This is a genomic window from Streptomyces sp. CB01635, from assembly GCF_002803065.1.
In the GTDB taxonomy this organism is placed as follows: domain Bacteria; phylum Actinomycetota; class Actinomycetes; order Streptomycetales; family Streptomycetaceae; genus Streptomyces.
In genome coordinates, this window is sequence record NZ_NNBL01000005.1 from 332508 (window position 1) to 356098 (window position 23591).

The 23591-nt window shown below is 69.9% G+C and carries 25 protein-coding genes and 1 pseudogene; 5 read left to right on the forward strand and 21 right to left on the reverse strand.

The window, feature by feature from the left end; genetic code table 11:
* Nucleotides 1-64: 64 nt before the first annotated feature.
* From CG723_RS18930 to CG723_RS46260, 8 genes are all read right to left on the reverse strand, one after another.
* Nucleotides 65-937, reverse strand: a complete 873-nt coding sequence (locus tag CG723_RS18930; protein ID WP_100594607.1) for a MurR/RpiR family transcriptional regulator — start codon at nucleotides 935-937, stop codon at nucleotides 65-67.
* 165 nt (nucleotides 938-1102) lie between these two features.
* Nucleotides 1103-2317, reverse strand: coding sequence for a M20 family metallopeptidase (locus CG723_RS18935; RefSeq protein WP_100594608.1), 1215 nt, complete (start codon nucleotides 2315-2317; stop codon nucleotides 1103-1105).
* On the reverse strand, nucleotides 2314-3066 hold the full coding sequence (locus CG723_RS18940; protein ID WP_100594609.1) for an amino acid ABC transporter ATP-binding protein: 753 nt from the start codon (nucleotides 3064-3066) through the stop codon (nucleotides 2314-2316). Before CG723_RS18940 ends, CG723_RS18935 begins: the two co-directional genes overlap by 4 nt.
* Nucleotides 3067-3074: 8 nt before the next feature.
* On the reverse strand, nucleotides 3075-4040 hold the full coding sequence (locus CG723_RS18945) for an amino acid ABC transporter permease (RefSeq protein ID WP_100594610.1): 966 nt from the start codon (nucleotides 4038-4040) through the stop codon (nucleotides 3075-3077).
* Between the two features lie 2 nt (nucleotides 4041-4042).
* On the reverse strand, nucleotides 4043-4990 hold the full coding sequence (locus CG723_RS18950) for an ABC transporter substrate-binding protein (RefSeq protein WP_100594611.1): 948 nt from the start codon (nucleotides 4988-4990) through the stop codon (nucleotides 4043-4045).
* A gap of 239 nt (nucleotides 4991-5229) precedes the next feature.
* Nucleotides 5230-6123, reverse strand: a complete 894-nt coding sequence (locus CG723_RS18955; RefSeq protein WP_100594612.1) for a hypothetical protein — start codon at nucleotides 6121-6123, stop codon at nucleotides 5230-5232.
* Nucleotides 6120-7535, reverse strand: a complete 1416-nt coding sequence (locus CG723_RS18960; protein ID WP_100594613.1) for a phenylacetate--CoA ligase family protein — start codon at nucleotides 7533-7535, stop codon at nucleotides 6120-6122. The genes CG723_RS18955 and CG723_RS18960 overlap by 4 nt, the downstream gene beginning before the upstream one ends.
* Before the next feature lie 98 nt (nucleotides 7536-7633).
* A complete protein-coding gene (locus CG723_RS46260; RefSeq protein WP_159032486.1) occupies nucleotides 7634-7783 on the reverse strand; it encodes a hypothetical protein in 150 nt (49 codons plus the stop codon).
* A 169-nt stretch (nucleotides 7784-7952) separates the two neighbouring features.
* Between CG723_RS46260 and CG723_RS18965 the strand changes: the two genes are divergently transcribed.
* Nucleotides 7953-8840 carry a TIGR03619 family F420-dependent LLM class oxidoreductase gene (locus tag CG723_RS18965; protein WP_100594614.1) on the forward strand — a complete coding sequence of 296 codons (888 nt, stop codon included), beginning with the start codon at nucleotides 7953-7955 and terminating at the stop codon, nucleotides 8838-8840.
* A 97-nt stretch (nucleotides 8841-8937) separates the two neighbouring features.
* Complete coding sequence (locus CG723_RS18970) at nucleotides 8938-9246, forward strand: zinc-ribbon domain-containing protein (RefSeq protein ID WP_100594615.1); 309 nt, start codon at nucleotides 8938-8940, stop codon at nucleotides 9244-9246.
* A gap of 4 nt (nucleotides 9247-9250) precedes the next feature.
* Here the strand turns inward: CG723_RS18970 and CG723_RS18975 are convergent, their stop codons facing one another.
* The 6 genes from CG723_RS18975 to CG723_RS19000 all read right to left on the reverse strand — a co-directional run bounded on the left by CG723_RS18975 (nucleotide 9251) and on the right by CG723_RS19000 (nucleotide 15170).
* Nucleotides 9251-9817: a 2'-5' RNA ligase family protein gene (locus tag CG723_RS18975; protein WP_234374382.1), complete on the reverse strand. Its 567-nt coding sequence runs from the start codon at nucleotides 9815-9817 to the stop codon at nucleotides 9251-9253.
* A 44-nt stretch (nucleotides 9818-9861) separates the two neighbouring features.
* The gene (locus tag CG723_RS18980; RefSeq protein WP_107489203.1) at nucleotides 9862-10497 is read right to left on the reverse strand and encodes an LAETG motif-containing sortase-dependent surface protein; all 636 of its coding nucleotides are present in this window, start codon (nucleotides 10495-10497) and stop codon (nucleotides 9862-9864) included.
* 106 nt (nucleotides 10498-10603) lie between these two features.
* Nucleotides 10604-11809 (reverse strand): Gfo/Idh/MocA family protein, encoded by a 1206-nt coding sequence (locus CG723_RS18985; protein ID WP_100594616.1) that lies wholly within the window; start codon nucleotides 11807-11809, stop codon nucleotides 10604-10606.
* An 84-nt stretch (nucleotides 11810-11893) separates the two neighbouring features.
* Nucleotides 11894-13237, reverse strand: a complete 1344-nt coding sequence (locus tag CG723_RS18990) for an ABC transporter substrate-binding protein (protein ID WP_100594617.1) — start codon at nucleotides 13235-13237, stop codon at nucleotides 11894-11896.
* Between the two features lie 15 nt (nucleotides 13238-13252).
* Complete coding sequence (locus CG723_RS18995) at nucleotides 13253-14170, reverse strand: carbohydrate ABC transporter permease (protein ID WP_100594618.1); 918 nt, start codon at nucleotides 14168-14170, stop codon at nucleotides 13253-13255.
* Between the two features lie 28 nt (nucleotides 14171-14198).
* Nucleotides 14199-15170: a carbohydrate ABC transporter permease gene (locus CG723_RS19000; RefSeq protein WP_100594619.1), complete on the reverse strand. Its 972-nt coding sequence runs from the start codon at nucleotides 15168-15170 to the stop codon at nucleotides 14199-14201.
* 212 nt (nucleotides 15171-15382) lie between these two features.
* Between CG723_RS19000 and CG723_RS19005 the strand changes: the two genes are divergently transcribed.
* The gene (locus tag CG723_RS19005; RefSeq protein WP_100594620.1) at nucleotides 15383-16537 is read left to right on the forward strand and encodes an ROK family transcriptional regulator; all 1155 of its coding nucleotides are present in this window, start codon (nucleotides 15383-15385) and stop codon (nucleotides 16535-16537) included.
* Between the two features lie 136 nt (nucleotides 16538-16673).
* Here CG723_RS19005 and CG723_RS19010 read toward each other — a convergent pair.
* Nucleotides 16674-17171: pseudogene (locus CG723_RS19010) on the reverse strand (NUDIX hydrolase); the annotation flags it as partial.
* Nucleotides 17172-17257: 86 nt separating this feature from the next.
* Here CG723_RS19010 and htpX point away from each other — a divergent pair.
* A complete protein-coding gene (htpX, locus tag CG723_RS19015) occupies nucleotides 17258-18184 on the forward strand; it encodes a zinc metalloprotease HtpX (protein WP_267893705.1) in 927 nt (308 codons plus the stop codon).
* 17 nt (nucleotides 18185-18201) lie between these two features.
* Nucleotides 18202-18792 (forward strand): PspA-associated protein PspAB, encoded by a 591-nt coding sequence (gene pspAB / locus CG723_RS19020; protein WP_100594621.1) that lies wholly within the window; start codon nucleotides 18202-18204, stop codon nucleotides 18790-18792.
* Between the two features lie 28 nt (nucleotides 18793-18820).
* Here pspAB and CG723_RS47605 read toward each other — a convergent pair whose 3' ends face one another.
* The 6 genes from CG723_RS47605 to CG723_RS19045 form a co-directional block, all read right to left on the reverse strand.
* Nucleotides 18821-18961: a hypothetical protein gene (locus tag CG723_RS47605; RefSeq protein ID WP_234374383.1), complete on the reverse strand. Its 141-nt coding sequence runs from the start codon at nucleotides 18959-18961 to the stop codon at nucleotides 18821-18823.
* Nucleotides 18961-19419, reverse strand: a complete 459-nt coding sequence (locus CG723_RS19025; protein ID WP_234374384.1) for an HAD family hydrolase — start codon at nucleotides 19417-19419, stop codon at nucleotides 18961-18963. Before CG723_RS19025 ends, CG723_RS47605 begins: the two co-directional genes overlap by 1 nt.
* 116 nt (nucleotides 19420-19535) lie before the next feature.
* Entirely contained in the window at nucleotides 19536-20333 is a 798-nt protein-coding gene (locus CG723_RS19030; protein ID WP_100594622.1) for a family 1 encapsulin nanocompartment shell protein, read from the reverse strand.
* Nucleotides 20330-21370 carry a Dyp-type peroxidase gene (locus tag CG723_RS19035; protein WP_100594623.1) on the reverse strand — a complete coding sequence of 347 codons (1041 nt, stop codon included), beginning with the start codon at nucleotides 21368-21370 and terminating at the stop codon, nucleotides 20330-20332. The genes CG723_RS19030 and CG723_RS19035 overlap by 4 nt, the downstream gene beginning before the upstream one ends.
* Before the next feature lie 76 nt (nucleotides 21371-21446).
* Nucleotides 21447-21941, reverse strand: coding sequence for a DUF5709 domain-containing protein (locus tag CG723_RS19040; protein WP_234374385.1), 495 nt, complete (start codon nucleotides 21939-21941; stop codon nucleotides 21447-21449).
* 347 nt (nucleotides 21942-22288) lie between these two features.
* Complete coding sequence (locus CG723_RS19045; protein WP_234374386.1) at nucleotides 22289-23461, reverse strand: hypothetical protein; 1173 nt, start codon at nucleotides 23459-23461, stop codon at nucleotides 22289-22291.
* Nucleotides 23462-23591 lie beyond the last annotated feature (130 nt).

Below are 23591 nucleotides of genomic sequence, written 5' to 3' on the forward strand. Positions count from 1 at the left end.
ATCCGATGCCTCGACAGGGCACTGCGAGTCGACGCTCCGCGTCACCGCAAGCCGATGCCCCAGGTCACTGCAGACCGATACGCCGCGCGATCTCCTCGGTGTGCCGCAGGCGCGCCGGCGCGTCGTCGCCGAGCGCCGCGACGACTCCGGCGACGACGGTCTCGATCACGGCGAGGGTGGGCACGAAGCTGTCGTACGGCGACGGTGTCGTGACCAGGCTGGGCAGTACGACCTCGGCGTGCGCGGAGACCGGGGACAGCCATTTGTCGGTGAACAGGACGACCTTCGCGCCCTGTTCGAGGGCGAGTTGGGCCATGGTGACCTTGTCCTGCTCGTAGCGGCGGTAGTCGAAGACGACCAGGACGTCACGGCGTGTGAGCGCGCCGAGCGCCGCGGTCCGCTCGACGTCGCCCGCGGGCAGGAGGCGGATGTCACCGCGCAACTGCATGAGGTGCAGCCCGAGGTACTGGGCGAGGAGATGGGTGAAGCGGCCGCCTGCCAGGGTGATGCGCCGCTTGCCGTCGGCCAGGAGCGAGACGGCGTGTTCCAGGTCGTGCGGCGGGAGTTCGGTGAGGGTCTGGGCAACGGCGGCGCTGAACAGCCGGCTGCCCTGCCCGAGAAGGGACGCGTCGCCGTCCGCCGCCTCGTCGGCACGGGCGCGGTCGGCGGATTCGTACAGGGACAGGGGCGAGGCGTTGCGTTCGTCGAGTTCCTCGCGCAGGGCGCTCTGGAAGTCGGGGAAGCCACGGTAGCCGAGCCTGCCGACGAAGCGGATGACGGTCGGGGCGCTGACACCCGCCCGCTCGGCGAGGACGGCGACGGTCTCGAAGCCGGCAGAGGGGTAGTTGACCAGGAGGACGCGGGCGACCTTGCGCTCGGCCGGGCTGAGGTCGCCCAGCTTGCGCCGGATCACGTCGGCGAGTGCGCCGGAGGCCATCGCGGGTTCCTTTCTCGGTCGTCGGCGGGCGTGGGCCCGCGTGCCGAGCCTAATGCCGATCATCGGAGCCACGGTCCCGGCCGTCGCCGCATCCGGGGCCACGACAGGTGCTCCCGCACCGGGCAACGGCGCGATCGAACCGGTGCGGGAGCGTCTGGGGCAGCGTCAGTCGCTGCGGCTGTCGCCGAGCTCGGCGATGAGAGAGGCGAGCAGGGCGACCCGGGCCGGGACCGAACTGACGTCGAGCCACTCCTCGGGGGTGTGGTCGGCGCCGCCGACCGGTCCCAGGCCATCCAGTGTCGGGACCCCTGTGCCGGCGATGGTGTTGGCGTCCCCCACGCCGCCCGTCGCCGTGGCCCCGAAGTGCAGGCCCAGACGTACGCCGATGTCCCTGGCCCGGTGGAGCATCCGGCGGGAGGCATCGGTGTCCTCCATCGGCGGGCAGGATTCGAGTTCCTCGACGGTGGCGCGGGTGCCGGGGACGACGGGCCGCGCGGCGGCCTCCTGGATGGCGGCGGTGGCCTCGCGCAAGCCGCTGTCCGTGGCCGAGCGGATCTCGACGAGGAGTTCCGCGTCGGGGCAGACGATGTTGAAGCGGCTGCCCGCGCGGACGACACCGACGTTGAGGGTGACGCCCTCCCACCTGCCGTTCAGCGCCTGGATCGCGATGACGAGGTGGGCGGCGGCCAGAGCGGCGTTCGCTCCGCGTTCGGGTTCGATGCCCGCGTGTGCGGCGCGGCCGGTGACGGTGAGCCTGAAGTCGGCCACGCCCTTCCGGGCGATGACCAGGTCGCCGTTCTCGCGGGCGCATTCGAGGGCGAGGGCGTAGTGCGCCCCCTCGGCGGCCCGCCGGGTGACCGGTCTGCTGGCCGGTGAGCCGATCTCCTCGTCCGGCGTGGCGAGGAAGACGAGTTCCGCGAAGTCCTCGACGCCGGCCCGGGCGAGGATCTCGAGGGCGGCAAGTCCTGCGACCAGGCCTCCCTTGTCGTCGCTGACGCCGGGTCCGTGGGCGAGGGATCCGCTGAGGGAGAAGGGGCGTTCGGCAGCGGCCCCGTCGTCGAAGACGGTGTCCATGTGCGCTGCGAGCAGGAGTCTGCGGCCTCCGTCGGCGACGGCGAGGCGACCTTGTCTGCGCCCGATGAGCACATCTCCGGTACGGCGTCCGTGGGCCGGCGGCAGCGGGACGCGTTCCACTGAGAAGCCCAGACGCTCGAGGCGGGCCCGGACCAGGTCGGCCACCCGGTTGACGCCGTCGGGGCTGTACGAGCCGGAGTCGATCGCGACGAGTTCGGCCAGGTCTTCGAAGTACCGCGCCTGGTGTGCGTGGGACAGGGCCAACAGCGCCTCGTCGAGGGGCTGCTGCCGGGGCGGGGCGCTCACAGGACCTTCGAGAGGAAGGCGCGGGTGCGCTCCTGCTCCGGTGCGGCCAGGACCCGTCGGGGATCACCGGATTCGACGACGACGCCTTCGTCCATGAAGACGGCCAGGTCCCCGACTTCGCGGGCGAAGCCGATCTCGTGCGTGACGACGACCATGGTCATGCCGTCGGCCGCGAGTCGGCGCATGACGTCGAGGACGTCGCCGACGAGTTCGGGGTCGAGCGCCGACGTCGGTTCGTCGAACAGCATCAGTTTCGGTTTCATGGCGAGGGCGCGGGCTATGGCCACGCGCTGCTGCTGGCCACCCGAGAGCTCGGCCGGGTAGTGGCCCTCCCGGTCGGCGAGCCCCACCTGGTCCAGCAGGGTCCTCGCCTCGTCGCGGGCCTGGTCCTTGGCCGCGCCGGCGACCTTGACCGGGGCCTCCATGACGTTCTCCAGAGCCGTCATGTGCGGGAAGAGGTTGAACCGCTGGAACACCATGCCGATGTCGCGCCGCCGGGCGGCGACCTCGCGCTCACGCAATTCATGGAGGCGGGCACCCTGCGGCCGGTGGCCGACCGGTTCGCCGTCGACGGAGAGGCGGCCCCCGTCGATCTTCTCCAGATGGTTGATGCACCGCAGGAACGTGGACTTGCCGGACCCCGAGGGCCCCAACAGGCAGCACACCTGTCCGCGTTCGACCGTCAGGTCGATGCCTTTGAGGACCTGGAGCTTCCCGAAGTGTTTGCGCACGCCCTCGGCGTGCACCATGGGCGCGTTCAACGGCCCGCCTCCTTCTGTGTGCGGCTTCGTAGGGCGGTGAGGGATCCGGCGCAGAGGCGTCGCAGTGGGGAGACCGCGGCGCCGCGGGCCGTGCCGCGCCCGTAGCGGCGTTCGAGCCACGCCTGCGGAACGCTCAGGACGCTGACCAGAGCCAGGTACCAGAGGGACGCCACCACGAGCATGGGGATGACCTGGTAGTTCTGCCCGTACACGTCCTGGATGTTGGACATCAGGTCGTGCGCCGCGATCACGGACACCAGGGCGGTCATCTTGAGCATGTTGATCGTCTCGTTGCCCAGCGGCGGGATGATCACCCGCATCGCCTGGGGCAGCACGATCCGCCGCATGGTGAGCGCCGGGCGCATGCCGAGCGAGTGGGCCGCCTCGGTCTGCCCCGCGTCGACGGAGCGGATCCCGGCGCGGACGATCTCGGAGGCGTACGCGGCCTCGTTCAGGCCGAGCGCGAGCAGGGCCGCGACGGCCGGGGTGAGCAGGGTGTTGGTGTCGGCCTGGAGCAAGGTGACGCCGCTGAACGGGATACCGATCATCACGTGCTGGTAGAGGGCTCCGGCGTATCCCCAGAAGATGATCTGGACGAGCAGCGGAGTGCCGCGGAAGACCCAGACGAACAGCGACGAGAGGCCGTACAGGACCGGGTCGTCGGAGAGCCGCATGACGGCCACGAGGGTGCCGAGGACGAGGCCGAGGGTCATCGCGGCGACGGTCAGCCACAACGTGGTGGCCAGACCGTCGAAGATGAGCCCGGCGAACAGGTAGTGGCCGACGACGTCCCAGTGCAGGTTGCCGTTCTTGGCCAGCGAGCCGATGAGGCCGGCCAGCGCGACGACGGCGGCCACCGCGGAGATCCAGCGACCCCAGTGGCGGACGGGGACGATCTCGAAGGCGTCGGGTGCGGGGGTCTCGCCCGTGCGTTGCCGGCCCGTGGGGGTGGTGGTGGCCATCTCTAGTCCACCGCCGCGTTCTTGGTGGCTTCCTTCACGGCGATGGAGGCGACGCCGTACTTGTCGCAGATCTTGGTGAGGGTGCCGTCGTCGATCAGGGCCTGGAGCGCCCGCCGGATCGCGTCGGTCAGTTGCGGAAGTTGTCTGGTGACCGCGATGCCGTTGGGTGAGGCGCGGTAGCCTGCCGGCGCCTTGGGGTCCTCGGCCAGGTCGAAGGCCTTGCCGCCGTCGGCGGTCTTGGCGGACCATCCGGCGGCGGGTTTGGTGACGACCTCGGCCGTCACCTTGCCCGAGCGCAGGGCGAGTTGGGCGTCCGAGTCCTTGGGGAAGGTCTGGATGTCGGCCGCCTTCCGGCCGGCCGCCCGGCAGTCGGCCTGGTGGGCCTCGAGCAGCTTGTACTGGTTGGTCGCCGCCTGGACACCGACCTTCCTGCCGCAGAGGTCGTCCAGCGTGCTGATCTTCGCCGGGTTGCCCTCGGTCACCAGGATGCCCGAGCCGGATCGCGAGTAGTCGACGAAGTCGACGACCTTCTGCCGCTCCTTGTTGTCGGTCAGGGCCGACATCGCGGCGTCGAACTTGCCGGCCTGGAGGGCGGGCACGATGCCGTCGAACTTGGTGGGGGTGAAGGCGAACCTGACGCCGAGCTTCGCGCCCAGGGCCTGGCCGAGGTCGTAGTCCAGGCCGGTCAGCTCGCTCTTCCCCTCGGTGACGAACATCGCGAACGGCGGGTAGGGGACGTCCGTGGCCACGCGCACGGTGCCCGCCTTCCTGATCCGCTCGGGCAATGCCTCGTGCAGTGCCGCGTCCCGCGTGACCGTGACCCCGGCGACCTTGTCCCGGGACGCCGGCCGGGCTCCGTCGGCGCCGCCGGCGCCGCAGCCGGAGATCACCGCCAGAGCCGTGCAGGCCAGCACGGCAGTCGCCCCGCGGCGGGGCACAGAGATGTACATCAACATCGTTCCCTCTCGGACGTCCGAAGCGCGCGGAATCACCTCCGCCGACGTCCCAGAAGTTACACATCAATGTTGTCGATGGCTAGATGTAATAAACGTTACGCGCCTGGCTCGGGCTCGGGCAGTCATCTGTTCCATGTCCCGGCGGCAGGTACGCAGCCCGACGCACCCATCGGCACCGGGCGGGCGTCGTCGTCGTCGTCGAGGACGGGGTGCCGGCGTGCAGGTCCGACGGTCTACGCGGCCACGGAGGCGGGCGCCGGAGCGGGCGGGCGAACGTCCGCCATGCGGCGCTCGGGCCCACGCCGCCGCAGCACCAGATGACCGGCGAACGCGGCGGGCCCGAAGAAGATCTGCGCGGGCACGATCTCGGGGAGATGCCCGGTGAGCGCCTCGACCGTGACCGGTGTGAGGGTCGGCAGCAGCGCGCCGAACACGGCGACGAGTCCGAGAGCGGTGGCGAGACCGGACCGCCCGTAGGCCTTGTACGCGACGGTGCTGTAGAGGGCGTACACGAGGAGGTCACCCATGCCGAGCACCGCGCCGAGGTCTCCGACGCGCAGGCCCGCGGAGGGCGCGAAGGCGTAGCCCTGCACGGCGTCGAAGAGCCGCTGCGTGATGGGCACGGCCGTGGCGAAGAACAGGTCGTACGCGGCGAGGGCGAGCGCGAACCGGGCGACGTGCCGCAGGCGGAGGCCGCCCTGGGCGTTGAGATTGGCGGCGCCGACCGCCATCAGCATGATGACGGTGCTGTTGATCAGCCAGTACGGGAGCGCATGGGTCGGATCGTGTTCGGCGGTGCGCGCGGCGAACCAGTCGGCCGCGAGGAGCGCGGCGATGAGGAGCCACCGGAGCCGGGCGCTTCGGACCACGGGGCCGTATGCGACGGCGAGGCCGCCCGCCAGGGTGAGACCGAGGACGGGCGGCAGGAGCGCACCGGGCAGGGCCAGGTAGAGGAACGGCAGGGCGACGACGAAGCCCATCATGATGACCATGTCGTTGCCGTTGAAGGCTCCGACTGCCGGCCGCGGCAGGGTGACGAGCCGGAAGTACGCGACGCCGGCGAGCGAGACGCCCACGGCGATGCCCAGCGTGACGAGGGTGAAGAACACGGACTGTGCGGCGCTCACGAGGCCCTCCCGGCGAAGCTGTGCTCGACCAAGTCGCAGCGGTACCGCCGCAGTTGGTGTCCCTCGGCGTCGGTGAGGGCGACGGTCGCGTCGATGCCGGCCCCGGCAAGGCGGCCGGCGATGTCGGCCGGAGTGTTGTCCCCGGCGCACGCGGCCGCGAGTTCGAGGCGTAGCCGGCCGTCGGTGACATCGGTCCGGTAGCGCATCGGCCACCTGACGCCCGGCAGTGCGTCGAGGACCTCGATGATGTCGCGCGGCATCACGGCCCCGGCGCGGGTGCTCAGCACGTGGTCCGCCTTGCCGAGAATGTGCGAGGTGGCCGGGACGTTCGCCATCTCGCAGGTGAGGGGCACGTCGGGCAGGCGCCGCACGAGATCTCGGGTGTCGTAGCGGAAGAGCGGCATGCACTCCCGGTACGGGAAGAACGGGGTGGCGACGATGGTGCCGAGCGCCCCGGGCTCGGCCGGATCCCCGGTCTCCAGGTCGCACACCTCGACGAGGCCGATCCCGGCGTCGATGTGCAGATGCCGCTGCGCGCAGATCGCGCCCGCGACCGGAGTCACCTCCGTCATGCCGTAACCGTCGTGGACCGGGGCGCCGAAGGTCTCCTCCGCGGCTGAGGCCAGCGCCGGCGACAGGACTTCGCTTCCCACGTTGATGCGCCGCAGCCGGAAGTCGGCGGGACCGAGGCCCCGTTCACGCGCGAGGACGACCAACTGGCCCAGATAACTCGGGTAGGTGACCATCAGGGTCGGGGCGGGGGTGTCGGTGCCTACGGTGAGGTCGAGGGTCTCGGCGGGGGGCACCAGGCCGACCATGCGGATCGCGGCCCCGGCCATGCGGGCCACCTGCATCTCCGCGTACGCGGTGCCGGTGGCGCGGGAGCTGACGTTGAACTGGATGAGGTCCGTGGTGCGTACATTGCCGCGCAGGACCTGCGAGAGAGCGACCAGAGCGGGCCACAGCCGCTCCTCGTAACGGGAGTACCAGACCTCGGCGGGACGGCCCGTCGTGCCGGTGGTGCGCGAGGCGAGGAACGGCTCACCGCACAGAAAGTCACGCGGCCGCTTGACGAGGTCCGTCTTCGTGGTGACGGGGACGCGGCCCATGGTGTCGACGGTCAGCGTGGCGGGGTCGACGCCCGCGGCCTCGAAGTGCTCGGCGTAGAAAGGCGACTTGTCGGCCAGTCGCCTGGCAGTGCGGCGCAGGGCCTTGTTCGTCAGGTCGGCACGCAGTTGCGGATCGGCGGCCGCGCCCCGCAGGAGTTGCTCGACATCCTCTCCCGGCGAGCCGAACTCGGCGATCGTCGCCAGAGCGTCCTCGACCAGCCGCTCGGCGGACCGTACGTCGATGGGGCGGCCGAGCACCATCGCCAGCGCCATTCGGAACTGCCGGATCCCCGCGTCGAACATGGTTCCTCCCCCGCCTCCGACACATCGCGCACCGTGACCCCCTGAAACGCAGCAAAGAGACGGGGCGGGCGGCCGTCGCCGCCCGCCCCGTCGCCGCGTCAGCTGGGACAGTTGGTGAAGAGCACCGCCGCCAGCGAACCCATGACGTACTTGGTGTGCTTGAGCGTGGAAACGATCGCGGACATTCGAAAACCCCCTCCATCGTTCGGATGACCTTCACCGGCTGGTGAAAGCACAACGATGCTCATTGCGGCAAACTCTCCTGTCAAGAACACATCCAGCGATCCATCGTCCGCACCGAAACATGCAATCGGACGAGATCGTCCCGCGTCCCGCCACTCCCGCGTTCACGCGATGAGTTCCGGCGCCGCTCACGGTCATACACGGAGCAGCACCCCCGACAGAGGAGAGCTCCCGATGGACATCCCCCGCATCGGCTTCAGCCTGCCGAGCTACGGACCGTATGCAGGCCCCGAGGCCATCGCCGAAGTGGCGCGGGCCGCCGAGCGGTTCGGGTTCGACAGCGTGTCCCTGTCCGAGCGGCTGCTGCTCCCGGCCGGACCCGACTGGCGCAACGAGGCGCGGCTGCCCGAGGCGTACGTGTGGGATCCCCTGGAGACGCTGACCTGGGCCGCGGCGCACACGAGCCGGATCAGGCTGGCGACGGGCATCGTCAACGCACTGTTCCAGCCGCCGCTGATCCTGGCCCGGCGGCTCGCCACCCTCGACCGGCTCTCCGGCGGGCGGCTCGACGTGGGGATCGGGCAGGGCTGGCTGCCGGAGGAGTTCACGGCCACCGGGGTGCCGGCCGGTCGCCGGGGCGCGGGCTTCGAGGAGCACATCGCCGCGATGCGGGCCTGCTGGGGTCCGGACCCGGTGGAGTACGAGGGGAAGTTCTACCGGATCCCGCTGTCGACCGTCGGGCCGAAGCCGGTGAACGGCCCGCTCTCCCTGGTGATCGGGGCGGGCGCGCGTTCTGCGGTGGAGCGGGCGGCCCGGCTCGGCGCGGGGTTCGTCACCGTGGCGTTCCCCCAGGACTGGGACACCGCCCGTACCCAGATCGGCTGGTACCGGGAAGCCGGCGGCGCCGGTCCCGTGGTGATCCGGATCCTCGCGGTCTCCCAGGACACACCCGACCCGGTGGCCACACTGGTCGACGGCGCGCGTGAGGAACGTGAGCGGTGCGTGGAGCTGGGTGCGGACGAGATCCAGTGGGGTGACCTCAATCTGGCGGAGGTTCCCATCAGGGACCAGGTGGCCGCGATGGAGGCGATGGCGAAGGCCCTGGACCTCGACGCCTCCTGAGGACCACTGCGCCCGACCGGCCTCGGCGTGCTCCCTTTACGATGGCGGCATACCGCCGCTCATGTGCCGGCGGGCCGCCGGTCGGGAGGGGCCACCAATGATCATTTTCGGTACGCGGGGATATCTGTACCAGCTCGCGATGCTCACGTTCGTCTGTGGTAATTGCGGGAATCCCGCGGCGCACGCGCTGCGGAAGTACGTCACGAAGTTCACGCTGTTCTTCGTGCCGCTGTTCCCCATCTCGACCAAGTACCGCTCGCAGTGCACGTTCTGCGGGATCGAGCACCACCTCGCCAAGGAGCAGGCGGAGGCGCTGCTCGCGCAGGCCGCCGCGCCCGCCGGTCACCCGGCCCAGGGCCAGCAGCAGCCGGGCCAGCCGCTCGGCCAGAACCCGTACCAGCAGTAGTCGTTCAGGGGCTGGCGGCGAACGGCGCCGTGAGGCGCAGCCGCCAGTCCCGGTCGGTACGGACCACCAGATCGACCCGCCAGGCCGCCACGCGCAGCGGAAGCAGCGGCCGCACCCGGTCCCGCACGAGCTCCGCCTCCTCGTCCGTGGCCCCCGTCGCCAGCGTGACATGCGGCTCGGGACGCTCCCCGAACCGGCCGCCGTACGGCGCGATGTGCGGCCAGCGTGCGCAGAACGCATCAGCCACGGCCTGCAGCGCGGGCACGGGCACGGCGACGAAGCGCGGCGCCACCACGAAGTCCTTGAGATCCGTCTCGACCGCCGGCAGCGATGCCGCGAGGTCGCGTACCCCGGCGTCGACGTCCGCCGTCAGCTCCGCCGCGGGCAGGAACGGGTAGAGCAGCGAGACATGGGCGGGCAGGCCCTTTCTCACCAGCGCGGGGTTGACCTCCGCCGCCGCTTCGAGCAGCGGGTTCGCCATGGGCAGGGTGATGACCAGAGCGCTCCGGTCCTCCGGGGCGCGCCCCTCGCCGACGGCCGTCATGGCCACCTCACCTCCGTGCTCGGACATGCGTGCGGGGGCGGACCAGGATCGGCCCGCCCCCGCACATCTTCTCAGCCCTGAGCGGCGCTGCGGCGCTTGCGCGTCGCCCACACGAGGCCGCCACCCGCGACGATCACCACGGCGGCTGCCCCGGCGATGAGCGGCGTGGCGCTGGACGAGCCCGTCTCGGCGAGGTCACCCGAGTCGGAGCTCGGCTTGGACGAGGGCACCGCGGCAGCGGAGCTCGTCGCCGTGCTGGGCTTGTCGCTCGGCGTCGGAGTCGCCGAGTCGGCGGGCTTCGTCGGCGTCGGCGTCGGCTTCGGCGTGTCCGACGGCTTGGGCGTGCTGCCCTCGCACACCGGAGCCGTCTTCTGCTCGTCGCGCGAGTACTGGTCACCGTCGCTGGCCTTCACGACCAGGCGGACCGTGAGTTCCTTGCTGTGCTCGGGCAGGTCCAGCTTCTTGTGGAAGTCGTTCTGGAACTTCTCGGTGGGCAGCAGGTCCTTTCCGTCCACCGTGACCGTCACCGTGTTGTCGGACCGCGACCCGTAGTTGGTCAGGTCGAGGCTGACCTGGGAGCAGGTCACCTCCCACACGGGGGTGTGCGCCTGCGCCGGGCTCGCGAAGAGCCCCACGCCGAACGCACCTGCCGTGGCGGCCGCTATGAGGGCGCCCGATGCCCGCCACGTCTTCTTGTTCTCAACCACAGAATTTTCCTCCGCGAGTGTTCGCCCCGTCTGACAGTGCGCGCACCCTACTCCTGACGCACCAGGGGCTCGCAACCGCCTCCCCTTAATCGCGCGCACCCCTGGTTCAGAGGGAGTTGGGAGCGTCCCCGAAGTCCGGGATGTCCAGACGTGCACCCCCTCGAAGGGCCGACTCGTGGGCGACGATGCCGGGCAGGGTGTAGCGGGCGGCGACCCACGCGTTCACCGACGGCAGGGTCCTCGTGGCGACGGCGGTGACGAAGTCGTCGACGAGGAAGTGGTGGCTTCCCTCGTGGCCGTTGGGCATGTGGTCGAACTCCCGGGGCAGCCGGGCGCGGTCGTGCACGGGCGCCGAACCGGAGGTGAACGCGTCCCTGAGCGCGGGCGCGATGTGCTGGAGCGAGGGATCGTCGGCCGGCAGGGTCGGCTTGGGCTGCAGGAGCTCCGAGATGTCCTGGACCCCCTTTTTGTCCTGCCAGAAGCTGACCGTGGCCAGCTGCTCCATGCTGGCGTCCGTGCCGAAGAACCGGAACCGCGATTCCCGGATGTGCGACGGATAGCCGACCCTGCGGAACTCGTTCGTACGGAACGAGCCGCCGCCCGCGACCTCGAAGAGCGCCGTCGCGTTCGACAGGTCGTTGCCGAACTGGCTGACCTCCTTGTCGAAGACCCCGTCACCGCGCTCGTCGGGCACACCGATCGCGGAGACGCTCACGGCGTGGGTCTGCCAGGCGCCGAGCACGCCGCCGACGGAGTGCGTCGGGTAGAGCAGGGGCGGATAGCTGGCGGTGGCCTTCCAGTCGTCGCCGCCGCTGTACCGGTAGGCGTCGTAGAAACCGAGGTCCATGTCGTGGACGTAGTCGCCCTCGGCGTAGAAGAGCCGCCCGAACGCACCGTCGGCGATCTGGTTGCGGGCGTGCACCGTCGCCGGGTTGTACTGGCTGGTCTCGCCCATCATGTACGTCAGCCCCGTGTCGCGCACGGCGTCGATGATCGCGGCGATCTCGTCCTCGGTGATCGCCATCGGCACCGCCGAGTACACGTGTTTCCCGGCGCGCAGCGCCTTCAGGACGAGCGGGCCGTGGGTCCAGCGCTGGGTGAAGACCGCCACGGCGTCGACCGCGTCGGACTCCAGCATGGCGTCGAACGAGGGGAAGGTGCCGGTGAGCCGCTCGGCGGCGACGAGCTGTTCGGCACGCTCCGGCAGCAGGTCCGTGACGTGGATGTCGCCGACACCGGGGTGGGCGCGGAACAGTTTGGCGAACTGCCCGGAGAACTGCCCGGCGCCGACGATGCCGATGGAGAACGTCATGAGGATCCCTTCACAGACTGAACTTCACTGAACGTCGAAGAACTTCACGGAACTTCACTGCACGCTCCTCCACTTCCCTGAACTTCACTGGGAGAGCAGGAGGTTGATCTGGCTGTTGGTGCGGTCGAGGTCGCCGACGGGCGCGTCGTTGGCGTAGATGTCCTGCATGGTGGGACGCATCAACGCGTACACGTCCGCCGCGTAGTTGGTGATCGGGAAGGAGAAGGTCGTCTTGTCGGCGACCGGCTTGGTGAACGCCGTGACGTCGATGCCGTCCTTCTTGTACGCGGCCACGGCCGCCGCCGTGCCGTCCTTGGTGGCCGGGAACACGATCCCGTGCTCGCCGACCGTCCGCTGGCAGGCGTGGGAGGCGAGGTAGGCCACCCACTTCTCGGCGCCCGGCTTGTTGCGCGCGTTCTTGGTGACGGAGTCGGCGAGGCCGTTCATCATGGTGGCGCGCCGGCCGCTCGGGCCGACCGGGGTGACGGCGGTGCCGGTCTCGATGCCCTTGAACCCGTAGTACGTCTTGATCATCCACGAGCCGTTGAGCGAGGTCGCCGCCGTACCCGAACCGAACTGCACATCGGGGCCGTTGGTCTGGGAGAAGTCCTTCTGGGGCGGGAGATAGCCCTTCTTGGCGAGACCGAAGTACCAGTCGATCGCGGCCTTGAACCTCTTGTCGTCATAGTTGTAGTGGGTGCCCCAGGCCGGCTGGTCGGTGTAGCGCCAGCCCATGGACGCGGCGAACGCGCTCCACTGGGTCTGGCCGTCGCCGTCGCCCGCGTCGTTCGTGGCGAGGCCGTAGACCTTGACGTGGTTCTTGTCGAAGCCCTTCTCGTCACCACGCACGCCGTTCCTGTCGACGGTCAGGTGCGCGACGGCCTTCTCGAAGGTTCCGCCGTCCTCGGGGTTCCAGGTGAGGTTGTTCAGCTGGCCGGCGGTCAGTCCGGCCTCGCGCGTCATCTTCTTGTTGTAGAAGAGGGCTACGGTGTCCCAGTCCTTGGGCGCGCCGTAGCGGTGCCCGTCCTGGCCGACCCAGGCGGCGGCGAGCCCGGGCTGGTAGTCCGCGTCCTTGATGCTCCTCGTGTGCGGGAGCCTGTCGAGGGGCGCGAGCACCTCCAGGTCGGCGAACTGGGCGAACTTCTGGATGTGATCGGTGAACACATCGGGCTGGGTGCCCGCGATGAAGCTCGCGGTGAGCTTGGTCCAGTAGTCGTTCCACCCCATCTGCGTGATCCGTACGTCGAGGCCCGGGTTCTCCTTCTCGAAGTCCTTGGCGCAGGCCTCGTACGCGGGCAGCTGGTTGGAGTCCCACAGCCAGTACGTGACGGTGTGCGAGGCGGAGCCGGAGGAGGATCCCGCCGAACAGCCGGACACCAGTGAGAGGGCGAGCGCCCCCGCGAGGGCGGTGAAGGCACGCAGTCGCATCAGGTTCCTGCCTCTCTACTTGATCCCGCTGAAGCCGATGGAGTTGACGATGCGCCGCGCGAAGCAGCCGAAGAGCACGAGCATCGGGAGCGCGGCCACGAGCGTCGCCGCCATCAGGCCCGACCAGTCGGTGCCGCTCTGCGGGGTCTGCGCGCGGAAGATGCTCAGCGCGACGGTGAGCACGCGCGAGCTGTCGCTGTACGACACCATCAGCGGCCAGAAGTAGTCGTTCCAGGCCGTGATGTACGTGAGGACGCCGAGCGTGATGACGGGGGTCGACGCCATCGGGAGCAGCACGCGGAAGAAGATCCGCACCTTGCCGGCACCGTCGAGCAGCGCGGCCTCCTCGACCTCGCGGGGCAGGTTCATGAAGAACTGCCGCAGGAAGAACACCGCGAAGGGCGTCATGAACAGGCCGGGCAGGGCGATCCCGAGCAGCGTGTCGACCAGGCCGAGCTGTTTGATCAGGATGAAGTTCGGCAGGAACGTGAAGATGGTCGGCACCATGAGCCCGGCGAGGAAGAGGCCGAACATCCGGTCCCTGCCGCGCCAGCGGAGCCGGGCGAAGGCATATGCGGCCATGGCGGAGAACAGGATCTGGCAGACGGTGATCAGCGTCGAGACGACCACGGAGTTCAGCAGATAGCGCCAGAAGTCGATCGACCCGCCCGCGCCGCCCTGGGCGAGCGCTTCCTTGGTGCTCTGCTGCCCGAAGACCCGGGCGAAGCCGCCGCCTGTCAGGCCGGTGGGCAGCGGGGACGAAGGGTCGGCGGTGAGCGCGGCGTTGGAGGACAGGGCGGTGCGCAGGATCCAGTAGAACGGCACCAGGGTGATGACGACGATCGCGGTCATCACGGCCCAGGCGAGGGCGCGTCCGGGCGAGATCCTGTGCCGGGCGCGGGTGCGGGGCGCTGTGGTGGTCACGGCGGCCATGGCGATGGCTCCTTTCTCTCGCTCGTCGCTAGCCGAGGTCGGTGTGTCCGGCGCGGGTGAGCCGGTACTGGATGACGGTGATCACGCTGAGGACGACCAGCAGGGCCACGGACATGGCGGAGGCGTAGCCGAACTGGAAGCGGCCGAAGGCGGAGCCGTAGATGTACAGCTGGAGGACGTTCGTGGCGTTGGCGGGCCCGCCGCCCGTCGTCACGGCGACGGAGTCGAAGACCTGGAACGAGCCGATGACGGTCATGATCAGGACGACGGCGAGCACCGGCCGCAGCAGCGGCAGCGTGACGCGCCAGAACATCCGCCACTCGCTCGCGCCGTCGACCTTCGCCGCCTCGTACACGTCGGAGGGGATGGCCTGGAGCCCGGCGAACAGGAGCAGCGCGGTGTAGCCGACGTGGCGCCATACGTTGATCAGCGCGATGGTCGGGATCGCCCAGGTCTCGTCGGTCAGGAAAGGGATGTGGTCGAAGCCGAACGCGCCGATGACGCGGTTGCCGATGCCCAGCTGGGTGTCGAGCATCCACAGCCAGACGATGCCGGCGACGACGTTCGACACGAGGTAGGGCGTCAGGACGATCCCGCGCAGCAGCGCCGACTTCGTGAGCCGCTGCATCAGGACGGCGATGGCGAGCGCCGCGACCGTCTGGACGCCGATGTTGATGATCACGTACTCGACAGTGACCTTCAACGATCCCCAGAAGATGGGGTCGTTGACCATGCGCACATAGTTGTCGAGGCCGACCCACTCGGCGGGCGTGAGCAGGTTGAAGCGGGTGAAGCTCAGATAGATCCCGCGCAGCGTGGGCCAGAGCAGGAAGACCAGGAAGCCGAGCAGCGCCGGGGCGATGAAGACCGCCGCCAGGGCGCCGTCCCCTCCGCTTCCGCCACCGTCTCGTTCCCTGATCCGGTCCTTGGTCTTGTTCCTGGCTGCTTCGGCACCAGGCAGCCGCACACGGGTGGGTGGGCTGCTTGAGGCGACAGTCATCTGAGACTCCCTCGTCCGCGACTCGTCCTCGCGCCGATTACTTTTGATGCGGAACAATCACGGCGTCAAGAGGCGTGCACCGACCTTCCCAAGGGCACCTTTCCCCGCACCGAACCTTGACATTGCTTCCGTCTCGGAATAATTCTTTGTCACAGGCTGTGACAGGCTCAGACCCGCACGCCACGCCCATCGACAACCAGCGCGAGGAGCCCATGAGCGCACGTACCGCGAGCTGGCTGCCCCTGAGCCCCGGTGAACGCGCGGTGGCGATCGAGGTGTTGACGCACGGCCCGCTGTCCCGCAGCGAGATCGCCAAGCGGCTCAGCCTGTCCCCCGGCAGCCTCACCCGCCTGACGAAGCCGCTCATCGAGTCGGGCCTGCTGGTCGAGGAGGCCACGACGGCGGCATCCCTGCGCCAGGGACGCCCCTCGCAGCCGCTCGACATCGTGGCCGGGTCACAGAGCTTCGCCGGGTTCAAGATCACGGGTGACGCGGTCTACGGGGTGGTCACCACCCTCAGGAGCGAGATCGTCGCCCGCCGCTCCGAGCCCCTGGACACGCACGATCCGGAGGAGATCGCGGACCTCCTGCACCGGATGACCACCGGTTTCCAGGAGAACTTCCCCCGCCTCGCCGGAATCGGCATCGGCGTGGGCGGCAACGTCAGACACCGGGCGACCGTCGTCGCGAACGCGTTCCTCGGCTGGGAGGAGGTGCCCCTCGCCGAGATGGTCGAGGAGCGCACGGGGCTGCCCGTCGTCGTCGACAGCGACGTGGCGGCGCTGATCGAGGCCGAGGCCTGGTTCGGCGCGGGCCGCGGCCTCGACCGGTTCGCGGTCCTCACCATCGGGGCGGGCATCGGCTACGGCCTCGTGCTCGGCGGGCGCCTGGTCCGCACCGGCGAGGACGGCCACGGCGTCGGCAAGCGCTGGATCATCAACGCCAACGGCCCGCTCACCCCGGAGGGCGAACGGGGCAGTGCCATGGCCCTGTTGACCATCCCCAGCATCTGCTACCAGGTCCGCGCGGCCACCGGCCGGAACGTGACGTACGAGGAGATCCTGGCCGGCGCCGCCTCCGGCGACCCGCTCTGCTCCCGCGTGATCGACGAGGCGGCCCGGGCCCTGGGCACCCTGGTCGCACAGATCGCCAACTTCGCGATGCCGGAGAAGATCCTGCTGGCGGGCGAGGGGGTGGGCCTGGCCGACGTAGCGGGCGGCACGGTCCACGAAACGATCCTCGCCAACCGCCACCCCAAGGCGGACCCCGTCCACCTGGAAACAAAGGTCTCCGACTTCCACGAGTGGGCCCGCGGCGCCGCGGTCCTGGCCATCCAGGTACTGGTACTGGGGACGAACGAGGGGTGACAGGCGCCTTAGCGGGAGCCCCGGGCCGGGCCGGGCCGAGCAGGACGCCGGCGATCAGATCGTGGACCAGGAACTCGCCCGGTCCACGGTTCTCCTTGAGCCGGTCCAGGTCGGCAGCACCGAACCAGCCGTACGCGGAGTGCTTGGACCACTCCAGGGCGGGGTGGCCCAGATCCCCGTCGACCTCGACGACCCAGTCTGCCTCGTGCCGTCGGCCGCCACCGTCGTCGCCGGTCCAGGTGGAGACACCGAGGAACGCATCCACCCGCCGCAGGCGCCAGCCCGTCTCCTCGTCGATCTCGCGGGCCAGCGCGCCGAGGAGACTCTCGCCCGGCTCGACATGGCCGCCGACGATGTCCCACGTGTCGGGAAAGAGGCGCCGGTCGGGGCTTCGCCTCTGCGCGAAAGCCTGCCCCTGCGCATTGAGGATCACGGCACCCACGGTCCACACCGCGCCCCGCTTCATCACGGGTAGGGCAGGTGACACGGCGGTCCCTTCGTACTGCTCGCGCGGTGGCATGGCGCCACCCCTGAAGGACACCTGCGCGACCCGGCAGGACGGCGGGAGCCGGGACTGACAGGGAACTGACAGGGTCCGTGCGCTACTGGTCGGAAGAGCCCCGGTAAGTGGCATCGTGGAAGGTGAGCGCACCGCCGGTCCCGCTCCGTGTGAGCGGCCCGTACGGCGGGGCGCGCCGCGGAGCGAAGGCGGTGACGGCTGTGACAAGCACCCTGAAGGCCGGAGGGAGCCGGTTCAAGGCCGACCGGCAGCTGACCGTGCGCATGCTGGTCACCGTGTTCCTGCTGGGCCTGCTGTACGTGGCGTTCATCGGCGCGCTCCTGGTCCTGCTCAAGTCGACGCTCCTGGTCGTCGTGCTCGCCGCGGGACTCCTCGCGTCGCAGTACTGGTTCTCCGACCGGATCGCCCTGTACGCCATGCACGGCCGGATCGTGACCCGTGAGGAGCAGCCCCAGCTGCACGGCGTCGTCGACCGGCTGTGTGCGACCGCCGACATGCCGAAACCACAGGTGGCCATCGCCGGCACCGACCTGCCGAACGCCTTCGCCACCGGCCGCAACGCCGATCACGCGGTGCTGTGCGTGACCACGGGCCTGCTGCGCCGTCTGGAGCCCGACGAGCTGGAGGGCGTCCTCGCGCACGAGCTGTCCCACGTCGCGCACCGCGACGTGGCAGTGATCACCGTGGCGTCGTTCCTCGGAGTGATCGCCGGCATCGTCGTGCGCTTCGCGTTCTACTCCGAGCTGCTCGGCGGCCGCCGCAGGACCGACCAGAACACGCTGGTCGTCCTCGCGGTGGTGGTGGGCGTCTCGGCCGCCGTCTACGCGATCAGCTTCGTCCTCATCCGGGCGCTGTCCCGGTACCGGGAGCTGGCCGCCGACCGGGCCGCGGCGCTGCTCACGGGCAGGCCGTCCGCGCTGGCGTCCGCGCTGACCAAGCTCGACGGGGACATCGCCCGCATCCCGAACAAGGACCTGCGGACGGCCCGCGCGTTCAACGCGTTCTACTTCATCCCGGCGCTGTCGAAGACCGCCCCGCTCCCCCGTCTCTTCTCCACGCACCCCTCGCTCGAACAGCGCCTCGACCAGCTGGCGGCGATCTCCGCCGACCTCGGCCGCCCGGCCTGAGCCCCGAAGGGATCCACATGGGTTTCCTGGACATCCTGCTCGGGCGCACCAGGCCCGCCCCACCGGACCTCGACCGGCTCTTCGGCCTGCCGTCGGCCGCGGTCACCCTTGAGGCGGCGGCCGGGTTCACCCCGACCGGCCTGGGCTCGGTGTGCTTCACGACCGTGGAGGGGACGGCCTTCGACACGATCCGCCAGGACGTGGGGGCGCTCCTGAACGCCGACGCGGAACGGGCCGTGGCGACGGAGTTCAGCCGGGACGAATACGGCTACACCTGGCTGCTCTCCCAACGTGCCCCCTCGGACCTCCCGGCTCTGGTCGGCGATCTCCACGCGGTGAACGCCACACTCGAAGGCAACGGCTTCGGCCCCCAACTCCTCTGCTCCCTGGCCGGCTTCCACAACGCCGAGGGCCACTCACTGGCGCTCGTCTACCTCTACAAGCGGGGCACGTTCTACCCCTTCGCGCCGCTCCCGGGCGAGAAGCGCGACAACGCCCTGGAACTGCGCGTACGCGCGGTGGTCGGCGACGACCTCCGTATAGAGCCGGACCTGGAACGCTGGTTCCCGGTGTGGGGCGCACCCGGCCTGGAAGGGGCCAGGTCCTGACGCCGCACCCAGGCGCAGAGCCCGCTCCCTACATTCGTTCCGCCTCCACGAGCCGGAGCACGGCGTCGAGCCCGCGTCGAGCCCCGGGGGCCGCCCCGGAGGGCAGGACGTAGGCGCGCAGCCCCGCGGCGACGGCCCCGCCGTCCTTGGCCGGGTGATCGCCCACCATCAGGGCCTCGGCGGGCGAGACGCCCAGTTCGTCGCAGGCCAGGAGAAGAAGCCGTCGAGCCCGCGCCGGGCGAAGGTCGCTCGCAGATCCCAGCCGACGTCACTGACGACGCCCAACGGAATCCCCCTGCCGGCAAGCCGGACAAGGGTCGCCTCCACATCGGCGTACGGCACCCAGTGTTCGGGCTCGCGCAGCTGCTCGTACAGCACGTCGGCGACCGGAGCCAGCCGCGGAGCCGACGCGTACCAGGTGGTGAAGGCGTGCCGGTGGGCCTTCGCGGACACGTCCCTGCCGAGCTGCGCGGCGACCACGTCCGGGTCGGTGAGGCCGGCTTCGAGTCCGTCGAGGATGGCGTCCATCACCGGGCCATCGACGGGCCCCAGTACGGCCCTGATCCTGTCGGCGTACGTGCCGATCTGGAACAGGGTGCCGGAGAAGTCGAAGAGAACGGCACGCACAGGCAGTTCGGATACAGCGGGTCCGGCGCGCAGAGGCCCTTCGGGCCCGGAAACGCCAGGTCGACTCATCCGGTCTTTCTAACCGCCCCGGCACGCCCCGTCAACAATCCCAGCCGTCACGCCCGCAGAGCGACAACGGCCTCGTCCGTGTACATCAGGAACGTCAACGTCTCCTGGAAGTACAGCTCGACGCCGGTCGCGTCGTGCGAGGTGTAGCCGATGGACAGGTCCTGGCCGATGCGGAGTTCGTAGTCGCCGCCGCGGGTGGTCAGGACGAACGCGCCGTTGATCGCGGGTGCCCAGATCAGATCGCCGTCGAGGAGGCGGGCGATGTGGCCGGACACGGGGAAGCCGTGGTCGGTGGTCTCACTGACCGCCGTGTACGCCTCCGCGCCGAGCAGCAGCGAGTACGGGCCGTCGACGCCGGCAAGGCGCAGAGAACTGAGGGCCCTCGCGATGGTGTCGGGGTAGTCGCGAGGCTCGGCCGGCAGACTCAGGACGGGGTTGGACGTGCGCTCGCGGACGCCTTCGATCCGGGCCGCGGCGTAGCCGTCGAAGATGGCCTGGTCCTCGGCGAAGGCCATGGTGCGGGCCGCGTCCTTGACCGGCTGCCAGTCGGAGTCGTTGGAGCCGCGCGCGACATCGTCCACGGCCTCGCGGCTGACGGTGAAGGGAACGCGCAGTTCGACGAGCGGCTGGGCCTCGCGCAGGCGTGCCATGACTCCCGGGGCGGGCGGCGTGACGGACCGCAGATGCCCGGTGCCGACGGCGGCGAGTTCGAGCCCGTCGGGGCCGGTGACGTCGAGGACGCGGCGTCCCGCGACATGACGCTGGAAGGTCCGGCCGGCCTCTTGCTCGATCTCCGCCCAGGCGGCTTCGCTGATGGGGGCGAGTTCGCGGTGCAGGTTGTTCATGACGCGGGGGCTCCTTTGAGGCCGCCGATGCCCAACGAGCCGTCGGGCGGGGCGACGACGGGCTGCGGTGACGCGGCAGGGAGGGGAAGTTCGCGTGCGGCGTCCGGCAGGGCGGGCGGGTCCGGCAGGTTGTCGAGGAAGTCTGCGGTCGGAACGAAGAACAGGTTGCCCGTGACGGCGGTGGAGAAGTCGAGGATCCGGTCGGTGTTGCCGGGAGGACTGCCGATGAACATGTTCTCGAGCATCTGCTCGGTGACCGCGGGGGTCCGCGCGTACCCGATGAAGTACGTCCCGAACTCGCCGCGCCCCAGGGTGCCGAACGGCATGTTCTTGCGGAAGATCTTCCGTTCCTCGCCGTCCTCGGTAATGGTGTTGAGGGCGACGTGGGAGTCGGCGGGCTTGGTCTCGTCGGACATCTCGATGTTGTCGGCCTTCGAACGGCCGATGACCTTCTCTTGCTCCTCCGTCGACAGAGCGTTCCAGGCAGTCATGTCATGCAGGTACTTCTGCACCACGACGTAGCTGCCGCCCGCGAACGGGGCGTCCTCGTCGCCGATGAACACGGCAGAGCGCGCCGCGTCACCGGTCGGGTTCTCGCTGCCGTCGACGAACCCGAGCAGGTCCCGGTCGTCGAAGTAGTTGAAGCCGTGCACCTCGTCCACAACGGTCACGGCGTCGCCGAGCTGACCGACGATGTGGCCGGCCAGCTCAAAGCAGAGGTCCATGCGCCGCGCCCGCACATGAAAGAGCAAATCCCCCGGAGTGGCGACGGCCCGATGCCGATCGCCGTTCAGCTCACGAAAGGGATGCAGCCCAACAGGCCGCGGCCCGCCGAACAACCGATCCCAGACAACAGACCCGATCCCGACGGTGCACGACAGAAACGAGTCGGGTGAGCGGAACGAGACCGAGCGCAGCAGCCCGTTCAAACCACCGAGCTGGTCGCGTACGCGGGGTTCGGCGCCAAGTGCCGTGGTCACCACGAGAAAAAGGGCCGCTGTCGAGTGCGGCGCCATGACAGGCTGCGTTTGCGTCACTGACTCTCCCGCAGGGGTGCACGATGCGGTCGGCTGACTTCCGTCACCCTAAGCCGGGCTCACCTCTCCCGCACGGTCAGTCGGTGACCCGCCGTGGATCACGTCCTCTGCGGACGTCCTCCACGAGATGCATGGCAGCCTCCTCTGCGGACGCGGCCGCGCCGTCGATCCCGACGTCCTCGGCGAACAGCTCGCCCTCCTCGTTCTTGCGCACGCCTTCGTCGGGCGATACGAGCCGACCGGAGCGCTCGGCCCCCACCTCGTCGTCGAGCGACTCGCCATCGGTGTCCCACGTGTCGCCAATACCGTCGTCATCAGGAACCACCAGATCGGGGACCTCCTCGGACAGACGCTCGTCCAGCGTCTCGCCGAGCCGCTGCTCCGTGCAGGTGACACCGGTGTGCTCGACCCCCCAGGGCCGCTCGGGCGGCGAATAGCCCTGGTCGAGCGGATCGGTGACGCCGCCGCCTAGCAGGGTGTCCTCCTGGTCGAGGAGCCCCTCGTCGTCCTGGACCTCGGACCCGTCGGGCTGGTAGACGTCGTCTCCCCGCCCTTGATCGTCGATGTCCACGTCGCCTCCTTCAGCGGTGGCCTCTGTCTCCATTGTGGGCAGCGAGGGGGCGGCACGTCTTGCGGAAGGACGGACGGCCCGGAAACGGAAGTGCCCCGACCGTGACGGGGGATCACGGCCGGGGCGGTCTGAGTGGTCGCGGATGGCGGTCGCCTCTCGGCGGGGGCTCCACAAGGCATCAGCCGAACGATCGTCCTTGCAGGCAAATGAGATGAGGCCCGGGGACACAGCTCCATCCGCGTCCACGTCTAGTTTAACGAAGAACCACCCCGGGGAATTCCCCGCCCCGCAACCGGCCCTATGAACTACGTCACGGACCGCACCGAACCCCGCCGCCCACCCTTCCGTCACGGCGTCACAGCCACACCCTCCAGTGCCGAGATCCGCCGGCCGATGGCCTCGAGCGCACCGGGCCGCTGCCCGGGAACCGCACGCCGCAACCGCGTAAGAGAGGCCGCAAGCGCACGGGCCTGCGCCGGATCACCAAGCTGCTCCCACTGGTGATGAGCGCGATCGACGGCAGCCTCGACATCCTCCGAGCCCACCGCCTGCCCGCGCGCGAGCCGAGCCTCGGCCGCAGCTGTCCACAGTTGGCAACTGCGCCCAGGATCCTGAGCGAGCCGCGCAAGATCGGCACGCACCTCGAGCCAGTGGAGCGCCTCCGGCGACCCCGCACCATGGGTACGCAGAGCAGTGCTCTCCCACATAGCGGCGAGGGCAGCGGCCTCACCGTGCCGCCCGGACTGCGCGGCGGCGAGGATCGCCGGGTGCGGGTCGGCATCAGGACGAGGCTCGACGACAGGTACCTCCTCCTGCCTGGCGGCCGGCACAGGCGGGCGGGGAGCCGCCGGAACAGGCCCCGGCCCACCATCGACCGCGAGGAACAGGGCACCATCCGGACCGGCCTCCCCAGCCGCCTGAGCATGAAGATGCGCAAGCGGCGGACGGTGCCCGTTACGCCATATCGAGGCGTAGGTCTTGAGATAACCGGGCACGGCGGTAGAACGACGCGGAGGAGGAGGCGAGACCCGCCCGAACAAACGAACACCCACCCCCACGCCGAACCCCCCGCCCCGCACCAGCTCCCAGGCATCCCCATCGGCCACCAGGTCAAGGACAACCGTGGTGGTGTCGGGCCGCCGCAACGCGAGTTCGCCGGTGAGCCAGTGCCAGGGCAGGGAGGTGTACCGCAGGGTCGACGGAGTGGTACGGGCCAGGGCGAGATGAAGCAGACGCTGGCGCTGATCCAGATGAAGCTGCCCGGTCACGAACAGGGCGAGAGGCCCGGGCGCGGCGACCGCCGTGCGGATGCGGGTGAGGACCGTCTGCGGGTCGACGGGATCGGCGAGTTCGACGACGGTCGCGGCGGCGGTGCCGGTCAGGGCACTGGGCGGTACGGCCGCGAGCGCGGGCAGTACGGAAGTCGCGTCGATGAGGCAGCTCTTGTTCGCCGGGGCGGCCGCAAGGAGCAGCGCGGTCCCGGTCACTGTCTGTTCCCCGTTGTCCTGCTGAGTGGTCACCACTACAGCACCGTAACTGGTCCTTCTGTGCCGCGCGTGACCGTCAGGAGCAGCTCGACTGGTGCTCATACAGGGCGATTTGGACGTAATCGGGAAGTGGCTGCCGCACGCGCACGCGTTCCGTCATTGT